The sequence below is a fragment of the Pseudomonas sp. TH04 genome, assembly GCF_016651355.1.
Lineage (GTDB): Bacteria > Pseudomonadota > Gammaproteobacteria > Pseudomonadales > Pseudomonadaceae > Aquipseudomonas > Aquipseudomonas fluorescens.
Genome location: NZ_JAEKEA010000001.1, coordinates 847,270 through 862,234, shown reverse-complemented (window position 1 = coordinate 862,234; position 14,965 = coordinate 847,270). Strand labels below are relative to the sequence as shown.

Below are 14,965 nucleotides of genomic sequence, written 5' to 3'. Positions count from 1 at the left end.
CCGAGTAGGCTGGTGAATGTAAGCGCCTTCCAGGGTCGGTAAGGCGTGGCAGGCAAGCGTCTGCCGGATACACAATAATTTGTTGGCAGTCTCATAAAAGGAGAGGTTGGCCATGCTTTCGGAATTAGAACTTCGCAGCATTATTGAAGGAAGTTTCCTGCCCAAACGGTGTGAATGCACCAAAGCCGAAGATGCGTCGCTGACGATCAAGGTCTATGACGACCGCGACCGCGACCGCGTGGATTTGGAAGTCAAAGGCATCAACGCCGATAAACTCGACAGCAGTCGGGCCATTTGCAATCTCATCAGCGGGTTGCGTGAAGACCTCAAGCATACCCATACACCCGCACTGCAAAGAGTCGGCGCGCGCGGTTATTACTAGCCTGTCGCTTGAGGTTGAATTACCGAAGACCTGTGGGCCTGGATAAACGCCAGGCCCAGTACGGTTTCTGTGGCCACCGCCAGCAGGATGCCAGGGCCTGCATTGCCACTGATCCATTCACTTAGCCCCAACCCTGCCAGTACCAGACAGCCGGTGGCAAACCCGCTCGTCAGGGCACGGCGTGTCGCGTCAGAGGGGGCATGGCGTGCGCGATAAAACATGATACCGATGGCCAGGAACAACGCAGCGTTGCGGCGTGCAACCAGGCCGGTAGCGCTGGAGTACTCAACGCTCCACAGCCACAGCAGCAGGCCCGGGCGTAACCCCCAGAGCAGGGCAAGGGTGAAGCACAACAGGGCGGTAAAGGTGGCGAGGGTGCGGAAACTCAACGGCATGGCGAATCCTTTCAGCCTGGTGACAAGCCCGCAAGATTACGCGTTTGTGCGCGGGCTTGTCGCGTGCCTTTCAACGGCTCAATTCTGAAAGTCGCAGGCTTCGGACATCTTCCGATAGCCCACATCTTCGACTTTTCCAGCTTTATCGACGAACTTGATATCGGCATTGATGACCTTGCACTCATGGGTGTCGGTTTCGTGCATGGCGATCACCTTGTCGATGTTCAAGGGCATGCCGTATTGATAGGGCACCGGCTTGCCGGCGGCTTGCTGGGTGTCAGCCTGGGCCAGGCCCGAGACCGCTGCCAGGGCCAGTGTGCTGGTAAAAACCAAGGTACGCAGTTTCATGAGGGTTCTCCGCAAGTCGTTCGCGGGCGCATCCACACGATGCACCGGCGGCCGCACGTGCCCCGCAGGGCGGTGAGTGCGGTCACGTTCACGATCAACGCGCGGGATTAACCTTGGATTAATGTCGGCCTAACTGACAAAACCTTCATGAACGTGTGTTCAGCCGAGCTGGTTGCGATACGGCAGGTCCGGCCCGGTCTTGCTGCAGGTCAGGGCGGCGGCACGGATCGCAAAACCCAGCATGCTGTCGATCTGCGCACGGGTGAGCTGGTGCAGGCCTTCCACCGAATCCAGCTGCTGCTCGGTCAACCAGGCAATCAACGCCGCCTGGAAGGTATCCCCGGCGCCTACCGTATCGGCCATCACCACGTTGACCGCCGGTGCCGACCATGTGCCGTGCTGGCGGCTGAAGACGCTGGCGCCGTCGCCGCCACGGGTGAGGAACACCAGTTGGCAGCGGTGTTGCAGCCAGCCGTGCAGCACGCTTTCCGGCGACTGATCGGGGTAAAGCAGGTGCAAGTCTTCATCGCTGACTTTGATCAGGTCGGCGTGCTTGACCAGCTCGGCCACGCGGTCACGCCAAAGCTGGATGTCCGGCTGCGGGTTCAGCCGTACGTTGGGGTCGAGGCTGATCAGGCGCTTGCCGCTTTCGCGCTTGACCAGGCTCAGCAATGTGTCGCCAATCGGCTGCACCACCAGCGAAAACGAGCCGATGTGCAGCCCGCGAATCTCGTCGCCCAGTGTCGGCAGGTGCGCGACCTCCAGCAGGCGGTCAGCACAGCCTTCGCCGCGAAAGCTGTATTGCGGCGAGCCATTGGCACCCACGGCGACCATTGCCAGCGTGGTCGGCGCCGCGAACTCCACCAGGAATTGCTCGCTCACGCCTTCGTCCCTGAGCACTTGCAGCAAGCGGCGCCCAAGGAAGTCGGTGGACAACCCGCCGAACAGCCCGGCCTCAATGCCCAGGCGACGCAACCCAACCGCGACGTTGAACGGCGACCCGCCGGCAATCGCTTTGTAATTGACCTTGGAGGCCTGCCCGCTGGCATCCTCTTCGCTGAAAAAATCGAACAGCGCTTCGCCACACACCAGATACATAGTCGTTCGCTCTTAAAGGCTTGCCACGAGCTGTTGATAGCGCTCGTAGGCGTGTTGATAGGCGCTTACATGGTCGGCCGACGGCAGCGTACGGCTGGCCAGATCGACGCTCACGCATTTGTCGCACAGGCTGGCCAGGGGCTCGCCGGACTGGCTCCAGGCGGCCTGGATCGCCGCGCCGAGGGCCGCCGCTTCGCTCTGTTCGGTGCAGACCACTTCGGTGTTCATGATATCGGCAACCATCTGGCGCCACACCGGGCTTTTCGAGCCGCCGCCGATCAGGCGGATGCTCTGGCCTTGCAGGCCGGTCTGGCGCAACAGGTCCAGGCCATACCGCAGGCCGAAGGTGGTGCCCTCGACCACTGCGCGGCACAGGTTGGCGCGGGTCAGGTTGGTCATGGTCAGGCCGTGTACGCTGCCCGTGGCGTGGGGCAGGGCGGGCACCCGTTCGCCGTTGAGGAAGGGCAGCATGCTCACGCCATCGGCGCCGATCGGGGCCTGGGCGACCAATGCGTTGAACGCCGCCAGGTCGAGGTCGAACAGCTCGCGAATCACCCCGGTAGCGTTGGTCAGGTTCATGGTGCAGATCAACGGCAGCCAGCCGCCGCTGGAGGAGCAGAAGGTCGCCACCGATGCCTGCGGGCTGACATTCGGCTGGTCGGCAAACGCATACACGGTGCCGGATGAGCCCAGGCTCATGGTGATGACACCGGGGGCGATATTGCCGGTGCCGATGGCGCCCATCATATTGTCGCCGCCACCGCTGGAGACGCTGGCGTTCGGGTTGATGCCCAGGCGCTCGGCGATGGCGGGCAGGATCGTGCCAACCGGCTGATGCGCTTCGATCAACGCCGGCAACGCCGCGTGCAGGCGGCCGCTCGGGTCGATGTGCTTGAGCAGTGCCACATCCCATTCACGGCTGCGCACGTTGAAGTAGCCGGTGCCTGACGCATCGCCGTATTCGGCGACGGCACGGCCGGTCAGCCAGTAGTTGAGGTAGTCGTGGGGCAGCAGGACATGGGCGATGCGGGCGAACACGTCCGGGTGGTGTTCGCGGGTCCAGAGCAGCTTCGACACCGTGTAACCCGGTGCAATCGCCACCCCGAGGCGCTCCAGCGAGCCATGCTCGCCACCCAAATACGCCAGCAGGCGATCGTTTTCCGGCGCGCTTTCGGTATCGCACCAGAGTTTGGCCGGGCGCAACACCTGGCCTTGGCTATCCAGCAAAACCAGGCCGTGTTGCTGGCCGGAGACACCGATGCCGAGGATATCCTGGCCATCCACGCCCGCCTGTTGCAGGGCGCGGTGAGTGGCCTCGGTGAAGGCGTCCAGCCATTCCTTTGGGTGTTGTTCGCGCCGGCCATTGGCGCCGCTGATCAGCGTGTGCGCGGCAGCGCCCAGGCCCAGCACCTTGCCGCTGGAAGCGTCGAGGACGATGGCTTTGGTGCCTTGGGTGCCGCAGTCGATGCCGAGGTAGAGGTTTTGCTGGGTCATGGTGGCGTGCTCAGCAGTGTTGTGGGATTGAAAGTGTGATCAATGTGGGAGCGGGCTTGCTCGCGAATACGGTGTTTCAGTCAATTTATTCTTCATTGACTCACCGCTTTCGCGAGCAAGCCCGCTCCCACATGTTGATCCGGTTTAGTCAGTTAAGCTTGGCGAGCAGACCTTCCAAGGTCTTCGTCACGCCCTGATCTCGAAGGCTTTGATAACACCGCTCGAACGCTGCCACAAACTCCGCTGACTTGGGAATAGCCGTGCCAAAAATCTCCTCAACGCCCAGTAACCGTTGGCTGATCAATGCCTCATCACTGACCAGACCCTGGCAGAACTGTGCCCGCGGGTCCGGAATCGTGTAGGCCACGCCATTCTCATCGACACCTTTGAGGTACAACGCCCACGCGGCCACCACCAGTGCGGCACGCTCCGTCTCACGCCCATCCGCGATCAAACGATTGATGGTCGGCACGGTGAACTTGGGAAACTTCGACGAGCCATCGGAACACACGCGCTCCAACTGGTCGGCAATCGCCTGGTTGGAAAAGCGCTCCACCAGGGTCTGCTTGTACTGGGTCAAATCAATGCCCGGCACCGGGGCCAGGTTGGGCGTGACGTCCAGGTCCATATAGGCGCGCATATAGGCGACGAACAGCGGGTCATTCATGGTCTCGTGAACAAACCGGTAACCCTTCAGAAAACCCAGGTAGGTCAGGGCCAGGTGGCTGCCATTGAGCAGGCCGATCTTCATCTCTTCGTAGGGCGTGACGTCATCGGTGAACTGCACGCCGACCGTTTCCCAGGCCGGGCGACCGTTGACGAATTTGTCTTCGAGCACCCACTGCACAAAGGGTTCGCACACCACCGGCCAGGCATCGTCGATGCCGTGTTCATCGTGCAACTGCAGACGGTGGGCGGTGCTGGTCATGGGCGTGATGCGGTCGACCATGGCATTCGGGAAACTGACGTTGGCCTTGATCCAGTCATGCAGCTCAGCGTTGTGCAGGGCAGCAAACGCCAGCAGCGCCTTGCGCGTGACCCCGCCATTGTGCGGCAGGTTATCGCAGGACATTACGGTGAAGGCCGCAGTGCCGGCCGCGCAGCGTTTGGTCAGCGCCGCGCAGATAAAGCCGAACACGGTTTTCGGTGACTCAGGGTGCGCCAGGTCGTGCTGGATCTGCGGCAGGTGGGCCATGAATTCGCCGTTGCTGTCGTCGATGCAGTAGCCGCCCTCGGTGATGGTCAGCGAGACGATGCGAATCTCGGGGCTGGCCAGCTTGTCGATCAGCGCTTGAGCGCCGTCTTCGGCCAGCAGCATGTCGCTGATGGCACCGATTACCCGCACTTCGGTGTCGTCGGTATCGCCCAACTCATACAAGGTGAACAGGTAATCCTGGCCGGCCAGGTCGTCGCGGGCCTTGCGGTCTTCGGCACGCAGGCCGACGCCGCAGATGCTCCAGTCGAGGCCAGCGCCGGTATTCATCAAGGCGTCGGTGTAATACGCCTGGTGCGCACGGTGAAAACCGCCGACGCCGATATGGGCGATACCCTGCGTAGTGCTGGCAATCGCGTAGGCCGGGATTTTCACGTGCGGCGCCAGTTGGGTGAGGTTCTGTTTATTCAGTTTCATCACATATCTCGCGAAATCAGGCGGCAGCGCGCAGTGGTCGGGCCACGGCCACGCCGTCGGTGTCGAACAGATGGCAGTGCGCCGGGTCCAGGTGCAGGTGCAGCGTTTCACCATATTGGCTGGCCATGTCGCCGCGAATCCGCATGGTCAATGGCTCGCCGTTGGCGGTGATGACGTGGCAGAAGGTGTCGCTGCCCAGGCGTTCGCCGACGTCGGCGGTGACAGTCAGCGTGGTTTGGCCGGGCGCGGCTATTTCCAGGTGTTCCGGGCGAATGCCCAGGGTCACCGCGCTGCCCACGCTCAAGCTGGCAGCGCTGAGCGGCAGGCTGATCCGGGTGCCGGCGTCCAGTTGTACCTCACAGCCCTGGCCCTCAACACGGGTGACCTTGCCCTTGAGGAAACCCATTTTCGGCGTGCCGAGAAACCCCGCCACAAACAGGTTGGCCGGCTGGTGGTACAGCTCCAGCGGCGAGCCGACTTGCTCGATACGGCCGCTGTTCAGCACAACGACTTTGTCCGCCAGGGTCATGGCTTCGACCTGGTCGTGGGTCACGTAAATCATGGTCGCCTGCAGTTCTTTATGCAGGCGCGCCAGTTCCAGGCGCATCTGCACGCGCAGGGCGGCGTCGAGGTTGGACAGCGGTTCGTCGAACAGAAAGATCTTTGGGTTACGCACGATCGCGCGGCCGATGGCCACCCGCTGACGCTGGCCGCCGGACAGCTGCTTGGGCTTGCGCTCCAGCAACGGGCCGAGTTCGAGAATGCGCGCCGCTTCGCTGACTTTGCTTTCCACCAGCTTCTTGTCCACGCCGGCCAGGTCGAGGGCAAACGACATGTTCTTGCGCACGCTCATATGCGGGTACAACGCATAGGTCTGAAACACCATCGCCAGGTCGCGCTTGGCCGGGGTGACTTCGGTGATGTCGCGGCCATCGAGTTCAATGGTGCCTTCGGTGACTTCTTCAAGGCCCGCGATCAAACGCAGCAGGGTCGATTTACCGCAGCCGGATGGGCCGACGAACACCACGAATTCCTTGTCGTTCACTTCCAGGTCAATGCCCTTGATGATGGAAAAGCCTTCGAAGCCTTTTTGCAGATTCTTGATTTTCAGGTTGGCCATGGGATGGGCCTCCACGTCTAAATTCGTTTTTGTTAGAGAACAGCCGTTATTTCACGGCGCCGAAGGACAAACCGCGCACCAGCTGTTTCTGGCTGATCCAGCCAAAAATCAGGATCGGCGCACAGGCCAGGGTCGAGACGGCAGACAATTTGGCCCAGAACAAACCTTCGGGGCTGGAGTAGGAGGCGATCAGTGCGGTCAAGGGCGCGGCGCTGGACGAGGTCAGGTTCAACGACCAGAACGCCTCGTTCCAGCACAGGATCAGCGACAGCAACACCGTGGAGGCCAGGCCACCCTTGGCAATCGGCAGCAGCACGCGGACCATTTCCTGCCACAGCGTGGCGCCGTCCAGGCGGGCGGCTTCGAGGATGTCTTTGGGGATGTCCTTGAAGTAGGTGTACACCATCCACACCACAATCGGCAGGTTGATCAGGGTGTAGATGATGATCAGTGCAATGCGCGTATCCAGCAGGCCAAAGCTCTTGGCCAGCAGGTAGATCGGCATCAGCACGCCCACGGGTGGCAGCATTTTGGTCGACAGCATCCACAGCAACGTGCCCTTGGTGCGCTGGGTTTCGTAGAACGCCATGGAGTACGCGGCCGGCACCGAGATCAGCAGGCACAGGGCGGTGGCGCTGAATGAAATCACCACCGAGTTCCAGGCGTAGGCGAAGTAGTTGCTGCGCTCGTTGATGTGCAGGTAGTTCTCCAGCGTCGGCGTGAAGATGAACTGCGGCGGCGTGGCGAACGCGTCGATTTCGGTTTTGAAGCTGGTCAGTACCATCCAGAAGATCGGGAAGAAAATCAGGATCGCAATGGCCCAGGCCAGGGTGCCGAGCAACAGGCTTTGCAGGCGGCGGGATTGTTGAAGCGTCATGGCGCGGCCCTCAAGGCTTGTCAGTCAGGTTTTTGCCGATCATCCGCACCAGGATGATCGCCGCGATATTGGCGATGACCACGGCAATCAAGCCGCCGGCCGAGGCCATGCCCACGTCGAACTGCACCAGCGCCTGGTTGTAGATCAGGTAGGCGAGGTTGGTCGAGGCGTAGCCCGGCCCACCGTTGGTGGTGGTGAAGATTTCGGCGAACACCGAGAGCAAAAAGATCGTCTCGATCATCACCACCACGGCAATCGGGCGGGCCAGGTGGGGCAGGGTCAGGTGCCAGAAGATCGCGATGGCGCCGGCACCGTCCAGGCGTGCGGCTTCCTTTTGTTCCTGGTCGAGGGACTGCATGGCGGTCATCAGCAGCAAGATGGCGAAGGGCAGCCATTGCCACGAGACAATGATGATGATCGACAGCAACGGGTAGTGCGCCAGCCAGTCCACGGGCTCGGCGCCGAACAACTTCCACACGGCGGCGAGCACGCCCGACACCGGGTGGAAAATCAGGTTCTTCCAGATCAGCGCACCGACGGTAGGCATGATGAAGAACGGCGAAATCAACAACACCCGCACCACGCCGCGACCAAAGAATTCACTCGCCTCAAGCAACGCACTGATCAGCACGCCGAACACCACACTGATCAGCAACACGCTGCCGACCAGCAACAGCGTGTTGGTGGCGCCGGGCAGGAAGCCCGAGTCGGTGATGAAGTAGGTGAAGTTCTCCAGCCCCACGAATTGGTTTTCGCCAGGGTAGAGCAGGTTGTAGCGGATCAGTGAAAAGTACAGGGTCATGCCCAGCGGCACGATCATCCACAGCAGCAACAAGGCCACCGAGGGGCTGACGAGGAACCAGCCGGGGTTGGCCAGGCGGCTTTTGCGCGGCGTTTCCTGCGGGGCGGTTTGCACTTGGGCAGCGTTGGTATTCATAGGGTCAGAACCAGTCAGGTACATGCAGAACGAGAGTCGAAGCGCGGTCAACGTGGGCGCGGGCTTTTGTGGGCGCTGGCTTGCCTGCGATGGCATCCACTCGGCTTAACTGACAGACCGAGATGTCTGCATCGCAGGCAAGCCAGCTCCCAGCTAAAGCAGCTCCCACATGAAACGGGTCCCCACATTGACAGGGGCTAGCCTGCTTTACTTGGGATAACCCGCCCGCTTCATTTCACGCTCGGTGGTGGTCTGCGCGGCAGTCAAGGCTTGATCCACCGTTTGCTGACCGGTCAGCGCGCCCGAGAAGAACTTGCCGACCTGGGTACCAATCGCCTGGAACTCGGGAATGGTCACCAACTGGATACCGATATACGGCACTGGCTTGAGGGTCGGTTTGGTCGGGTCGGCGACTTTCAGCGATTCGAGGGTCACTTTGGCGAACGGCGCCGCCTTCATGTACTCGTCGCTGTAGGTCGATTTGCGCGTACCTGGCGGTACGTTGGCGATGCCGTCGGTCTTGGCGACCAGTTGGCTGTATTCCTTGGATGTGGCCCAACTGGTGAACACCTTGGCAGCGTCCTTGGCTTTGGAGCTGGTCGGGATCGCCAGGGACCAGGAGTACAGCCACGAAGTGCCCTTGTCCGTCTTCTCGTGTGGGGCGAAGGTGAAGCCGACATGGTCGGCGACCTTGCTCTGGGTTTTGTCGGTCACGAACGAGCCGGCGACGCTGGCGTCGACCCAGATCGCGCACTTGCCGCTGTTGAACAGCGCCAGGTTTTCATTGAAACCGTTGCTGGAAGCACCCGGTGGGCCGGATTTCTTCATGTTGTCGACGTAGAAATTCAACGCGTCCTTCCACTCTGGGCCGTTGAATTCCGGCTGCCACTTCTCATCGAACCAGCGCGCACCGTAACCGTTGGCCAGGGTGGTGATCAGCGCCATGTTCTCGCCCCAACCGGCTTTGCCGCGCAGGCACAGGCCGTATTGTTCTTTGCTCTTGTCGGTGAGTTTGGCGGCGAATTCGCCGATCTGGGTCCAGGTCGGGTGCTCGGGCATGCTCAGCCCGGCGTCTTTGAACAGGTCGGTGCGGTAGTAGGTGATCGAGCTTTCGGCATAGAACGGCAGGGCGTACAGCGCGCCTTTTACCGACAAGCCGTCACGCACAGAAGGGAATACATCGTCGAGGTCGTAGGACGCTGGCAGGTCCTTCATCGGCTCCAGCCAGCCCTTGGCGCCCCAGAGTGCAGCTTCGTACATGCCGATGGTCAGCACATCGAACTGTCCGCCCTGGGTGGCAATGTCAGTGGTGAGGCGTTGGCGCAGCACGTTTTCTTCGAGCACCACCCAGTTCAGCTTGATGTCCGGATGCTCGGTCTCGAAGGTTTTCGAGAGCTTTTGCATGCGGATCATGTCGCTGTTGTTGACTGTGGCAATGGTCAGGGTTTGCGCGCCAAGGCTGACGGCGCTGAGGGTCATGCAGGTGCAGGCAAGCAGAGCTTTTGCTGTGAACTTCATCGCGCACTCCATTTCCGCGCCCGAGGGCTACAGAAGGACAGTTATTGTTGTTGTGTCTTCCTACAGACGGTCAGGAAGAGTGTGCGTTGATTACAGCGTTGAAATGGGCGTGTGACAAATCCTTGGGCGCACTGGGACTGATACTTTTTTGCACTCATTGCGTGGGCGGCTGAAACGGTTTACCGACGTTTGGCGAAAAGCACCGCCGCACAGTCGACGTACGGCATGCCGTGTGGATCGCGGACTGTCCGACTGAGGGTGTCCCGGTAATCTTTGATCGTCGGTGTTTGAGCAGACGTGCACTTTTTGAAAACGACCTCGTTGGGTTGCGGAGTTTCCCGCTGTGTGTAATAAAACTCGGCGGTGTCAGCCTCAATAGAGGGGCCGGGCAAACGTCTTCAAAGTCCGCCAAAGGCTTAAAGCGGGCGCGTCCCGAGTCACCGGGACGCTGACTGTTTACGCAGCCGGTGAAGTCGGTGTAAAGGTCTTCCACTCGTGGTCGTGGGGGCGACGTGGGTTGGGGAACTTCTCTAAAATCCAGTACCTGTCTTTCATGACTTCAAACTGTGTGACTGTACCAACGGGCGCCTTCACAGGAACGTTCAAGAGTTTTGATAACGCTTCAGAGAAGCCTGTACTGGCGGACCTACAACTGACCATCCTGATTTGGGTAGCACCGGTATTTTTCAGCGTGGGTGCAATTAATTTGGCGAATGCTTCGGGCGAATAGGATTGTGCGCCTTTTAAGTCACTTTTGAAGGTGGCGCCACCTTTGTCGCCATGCCCAACAATATTTAATCTGACTTCTTTACTGCCCTCCGGTCGGTCCAGAAAATATTCATACTGGCCGTCATCCGACGTTGTAAAAGCAATGCTGTTTGCCAGTTTTTCAGGCGTGGGCAGTTCCTTGAAATCTTTATATTCACCTATATTGCGCAGCTCTTTAGACGTGCTCTGAACGTCGACAGGGCCAGTCGCTAGCCGCCTCTTCGGGGGGCCGAAACGCTTGGGGCGGTAATCGACTTCCACCTCCTCCCAGATCGGAGCTGCTAGCGTTCCCCAGTTCACTCTGACTTTTTTACCGGTCTTCTTTTCCACGTTAATAAAAAGATCAATGTCTTTTAATTTGTTGTTTAGTTCTATTTCTGCGAGTTCTTTTTTGTCAGCTTCAGAGAACCTGGGGTACTTGGCACGAAATTTATTGAGCGCTGTTTTGTATATGTCTTCCGGATCTATCCCGCCGTCGCGGGTAGCGTATCCCAGCTCTACCGTACGTTCATAGCCTTTGACGGGAACTCCAGTCAGAGCGTGCAGCTGTGCCGCCAGGGAGTTTTCACCGCCTTTGGATGAGTAACAGACGAGGAGGCGCACTTCCGCGTAGTTTCGAATATCAATGCCTCGTGCGATGAGTTCATTATTAATATCTTCCGCCGTGTAAAGTTTATCGCCTTCGCCTACAATCCTCGCGGCTTGCTCGCCCTCAGGGTCAGCCGCATGGCCAATAATGTTCAGGCGCTTTACTTCTTGGCCTTTACGGTTGTAAGTATCTACGTTGGTTTGGATCTCCCCGTCCAACGGGGTGATTTGTTCCAGTGGGCCGCCCATTCGAAAGCGCTGTGGAGGTGGGGTGGGTGGCACAGCACCATCGATCAACCGTGTGCCCTCGGTTATCGGTATTGCTGAGTGCGTGTTGGAGGGCTCGGACAATGATCGCGCCTTGAAATGGATCAACAACGTCGCCAGGTTGACCAACAGATCGGTCAGCGCCGCCTGTTTATTCTTCGAGTCGTCATCGCGCAGCGTCTCCAGGTCGTTGATGATGCCCTCAGCCTGCAACGCCAGGCCGAGGATTGCACCCGGGCCGCGTAGTGCTGGCAACAGCGCATTGAGTAGCAGGAACCCCCCGGTCTTGAGCGACTGCCAGCGGCTTTTTGCGTCGGATGTCGAGTGTTGTCCGGCGAGGGTGATCAAGTTCTGGGCGTTGGCTTCGTACAGGTATTCCATCAACTTCCCGTCTTGCAGCGTTTGCTGCAGGCGCGTGTCCACGGCCAACGGGATCGTCTCGTTGGCGGAAACGGAGCCCAGGTTGAACCCGAATATCACCAGGTTGGGGTGTTTAAAACCGTTGCCGCGGTAGAGCTGTCGAGTCGTTTCGTCAGGCAACCACGCAAGGGTGTCGTTTTGCAATTTGCCCGGCTGCTGCAGGGCTTCCAGCAGTGCCTGGCGAGTAGGAAATTGCAGCAGAGGGGCATCTGCCATCAGCGGGCGGTACAAAATATGCGGACCGCTCGTGCTGTCTTTGGGTTCGATCAGGTAGGCACCTTCGACCACATCGGTGGTGCCTTGCGCCTTGTTATCAAAGGCCAACGGTCGAATGACGATCTCCTTGGCGTCGACGATCCTGGGGCCAGGCCCCGGCTTGAGTATTTCCTGGATGTATCGGAACCCTGTGGCGTTGAAACCGGCTTGCTTTTTGATGCTCAGTTCCAGCGCCTTGAGCTGCAGTTCGATTGGTACTTGCTGGGCAAACAATGATCGACGCGCGGCCATTTCAGTGGGGTTGTCGAGGAGTTTTTCCTTGAGTAATGCAGGGTAGGTTTTGCCGATATCGAGGTCTGTAATCAGCTGCTTGAGCACACCTTCTTTCTCAAGTGCGGGCACTCTGACTTTTATTTCATCGCCGTTTTCATCCTTGAGTCCTGTCTTGAAAAACACCTCTATTTGGCCGTTCGGCAGTCCCGACAGGTTGTTGAGCAGCATGTCAGTCAGGCTCATGGTTTGGCGATCAATAAAACCCGAGCGCTGCGTCCCGTAAGGCACTTTAAAGACCACCTCAAGATCTTCGGCGGCGTGCGGCGTTAGATGCTTGTTTGGCGGTAACAGGTCAAATCGTTGCTGCGCAAACGTGCGGATGTCCTTGATGTCGCTGTTGTACGCCTGGCCTTTGTGACGCTGCAGGAAGCTCGCCAGGCCCTGGCTGAGCTCATGCATCACAAATCGCTGCGCTTCGTCGGCGCTATCCAGCCAGTCAGGCAGTGGGTTCGTTGTGTGCGTCGGGTTATTTGTGCCGGGTGGCGGGGTTAGCAGGCTATCGCCTTGAGCGTGTTTGATAAGGGCGTCAGCCTGGGCATCGAACAGATTGCCATCGAGTGCCTGGCGAACCGCTTGCGTCTTTTCGATAGCGTCCCAGGTGTTATAAGGCGTGATTTTCCCGCTGGGTTCCACCAATAAGAGAATGGCGCGATTTGAGTCCGCCAAGTAGCGATGAATCACCATGTTCGCTGTTGAGCCCGCCAGGGTATAGACGGTGGCTCCGGATGAATTGGGGTCAAGCGGGGCGGGGCGTGTCGAGCCTTCGGGATGCCTGACGACCATGTCGATGGTTTCCCGTTGCGCCTCATCCAGTCCGGGTTGTTTCAGGCTGGCCAGTTGCAGGTTACTGCGCAAAATACGTTTGACCACATCACGGTGGCTGCCGGTGAAAACGCTGTCGGCATTGGTTGGCGCGCTGAAGGCCTGCTTGTCCCAGTATTCACGCGAATCCGCCTCGAAGGCCTGATTCAGTTGGGCCGGCAGGCTGCCGATGACGTCGCTCAGGGCGGACGGGTCGAGGGCCAGTGGGACGTCGCCAGCGTTGCCAGTCCTTGCCAGCAAATCCGGGCGAGTATCAAACGCTCTATGACTGGCGGTGAGACTTGGGGCATCGCCGCCCGCCAGATAGTCCAGGGCAAGTGTCATCAAGGGGATTCGCTTGAGTGCTCCTGGGTTGTCCACGTCGGGCATTTCGATGGCGATCTGGTTTACGTCGACGTCCAACGCGGGGGCGGCCTGCTTGATCCTCTCACTGAGCAGGCGTGCGACTACCGAGAACAGGTTGGGCTCACCCGCAAACTGTCGGCGTGCGATAGCGGCCAGCGGGTTGACGGGTGGGTTGGGTGTGTCAGGCGGTGGCGCAGACTCGGTAGGTGGAGTGGCGTTGGGGGCTTTGAGCTTCTGGATAGCGGCGCGTTGGCGTTGCTGGACCGCGCGTGAACGCATGTCGGTGGGAGGGGTGGACGCGTTCAGCGCCTGAAAGCCGTTGCGAGCGAGCGTTGAGGCTTGTGCGAGCACGCCCACCAACGTGTCGTCATTACCTGGCTCGGCGTAAAAGCTGGTGATCCAGGCAAGGCTGATCTGCGCATCTTTGCCAGGCGGCACGCTGGTGTTGCGCAGGGTTTGCCCCAGGGTGGAGTGTTCAGGTATCTCAGACATTAAAAAGCCGGTGCGTGGGCCGTTGCCGAAACGCGCCATTTCGGGTCTGAGACTTAACAAGGCGCTGCCGTACATTCTCGCCATTTGCCGATCAGCCTCCGCAACCGACGGCGTGGGCGCGTGTTGCGACGCGGAAAGAAGCTCGGGTTTCAATGCGATTTCCCCTGCAACCTCTTCTATCGCTTCACGTTGTTGCTGTCGGATGTGCGAATACGCGGGGCGGTTGAACGCGGGTGCTTTGGCGTCGGGTTCACGCAGTGCATCGAAGGCGTCGTTTTGTTGCAGCAGCGCGATAGAGTGGAGGACGTCCGCTGGGGTGGCGTCTTGGCGCGCGCCGTAGAAGTTGCCTACTACCTCGGCAGGCGCAAGGTTCGCGCCGGTGTATTTCAGCGTTGTTCTTGGTGGCGAGTGGAACGCCCGAGCGGCGGCGGTGACCGCTGCGGTGGCCTGCTCATAGCCCGCAGAGTATTTGCTGAAACTGCGAGGTTGACCGTCAGCAATGCAATCAAGCGTCCATCCTGACTGCGTGTTCAAGATAAGGGTTGATGGATCAATTTTGTGTTGCCTGGCGAAACCTGCAAACGGCTCGCTTTGAATGGCGTGGGCAAGCTGCGCCCAGGCTCTACCGAATGTCGAGAAGGGCGGAATATCGGAAATGACGCGGGTCTCCCGTGAGCGTTTCTTTCCGGTGGGATCGGCAATGACCTGGTCCATCAATGCGGCGCTATACAGGGCGCAGAGGGCGGTATCGCCTGCTCTGATCAATCGGGTTGCGATCTGTTGAGTGGTCAGATCCACCACCAGGCTGTCACGTTTAGTCCGCGCATGATCAATAGGGGTAACGTCGGACTGGGGTTGTGTAGGGCTGACGAAAGCGTGAGACAGGCTGGAGCGTAATGGCTCGATTCTCATAAG

General features: G+C 59.6%; 11 protein-coding genes. 1 reads left to right on the top strand and 10 read right to left on the bottom strand.

Translation table 11 applies throughout. The features are described from left to right. Positions 1 to 112 precede the first annotated feature (112 nt). A complete protein-coding gene (locus tag JFT85_RS03760; RefSeq protein ID WP_053256342.1) occupies positions 113 to 382 on the top strand; it encodes a DUF1652 domain-containing protein in 270 nt (89 codons plus the stop codon). Here JFT85_RS03760 and JFT85_RS03755 read toward each other — a convergent pair. The 10 genes from JFT85_RS03755 to JFT85_RS03710 all read right to left on the bottom strand — a co-directional run bounded on the left by JFT85_RS03755 (position 379) and on the right by JFT85_RS03710 (position 14,962). Further along, the gene (locus JFT85_RS03755) at positions 379 to 777 is read right to left on the bottom strand and encodes a hypothetical protein (RefSeq protein WP_078828143.1); all 399 of its coding nucleotides are present in this window, start codon (positions 775 to 777) and stop codon (positions 379 to 381) included. The two genes, JFT85_RS03760 and JFT85_RS03755, sit on opposite strands and share 4 nt — an antisense overlap. A gap of 78 nt (positions 778 to 855) precedes the next feature. After that, on the bottom strand, positions 856 to 1,125 hold the full coding sequence (locus JFT85_RS03750; protein ID WP_073638450.1) for a DUF2790 domain-containing protein: 270 nt from the start codon (positions 1,123 to 1,125) through the stop codon (positions 856 to 858). Between the two features lie 159 nt (positions 1,126 to 1,284). Beyond that, complete coding sequence (locus JFT85_RS03745) at positions 1,285 to 2,223, bottom strand: carbohydrate kinase family protein (protein ID WP_078828144.1); 939 nt, start codon at positions 2,221 to 2,223, stop codon at positions 1,285 to 1,287. A 12-nt stretch (positions 2,224 to 2,235) separates the two neighbouring features. Further along, the gene (gene xylB / locus JFT85_RS03740; RefSeq protein ID WP_201229242.1) at positions 2,236 to 3,717 is read right to left on the bottom strand and encodes a xylulokinase; all 1,482 of its coding nucleotides are present in this window, start codon (positions 3,715 to 3,717) and stop codon (positions 2,236 to 2,238) included. A gap of 148 nt (positions 3,718 to 3,865) precedes the next feature. Further along, positions 3,866 to 5,347, bottom strand: a complete 1,482-nt coding sequence (locus JFT85_RS03735) for a mannitol dehydrogenase family protein (protein ID WP_201229241.1) — start codon at positions 5,345 to 5,347, stop codon at positions 3,866 to 3,868. Positions 5,348 to 5,363: 16 nt separating this feature from the next. After that, positions 5,364 to 6,467 (bottom strand): ABC transporter ATP-binding protein, encoded by a 1,104-nt coding sequence (locus tag JFT85_RS03730; protein ID WP_053256336.1) that lies wholly within the window; start codon positions 6,465 to 6,467, stop codon positions 5,364 to 5,366. Between the two features lie 46 nt (positions 6,468 to 6,513). Further along, positions 6,514 to 7,344 (bottom strand): carbohydrate ABC transporter permease, encoded by an 831-nt coding sequence (locus JFT85_RS03725; protein ID WP_005788583.1) that lies wholly within the window; start codon positions 7,342 to 7,344, stop codon positions 6,514 to 6,516. A 10-nt stretch (positions 7,345 to 7,354) separates the two neighbouring features. Continuing rightward, entirely contained in the window at positions 7,355 to 8,281 is a 927-nt protein-coding gene (locus JFT85_RS03720; protein ID WP_053256335.1) for a carbohydrate ABC transporter permease, read from the bottom strand. 207 nt (positions 8,282 to 8,488) lie between these two features. Next, positions 8,489 to 9,799, bottom strand: a complete 1,311-nt coding sequence (locus JFT85_RS03715; protein ID WP_069553207.1) for an ABC transporter substrate-binding protein — start codon at positions 9,797 to 9,799, stop codon at positions 8,489 to 8,491. A gap of 456 nt (positions 9,800 to 10,255) precedes the next feature. Further along, entirely contained in the window at positions 10,256 to 14,962 is a 4,707-nt protein-coding gene (locus JFT85_RS03710) for a dermonecrotic toxin domain-containing protein (RefSeq protein ID WP_201229239.1), read from the bottom strand. Positions 14,963 to 14,965 lie beyond the last annotated feature (3 nt).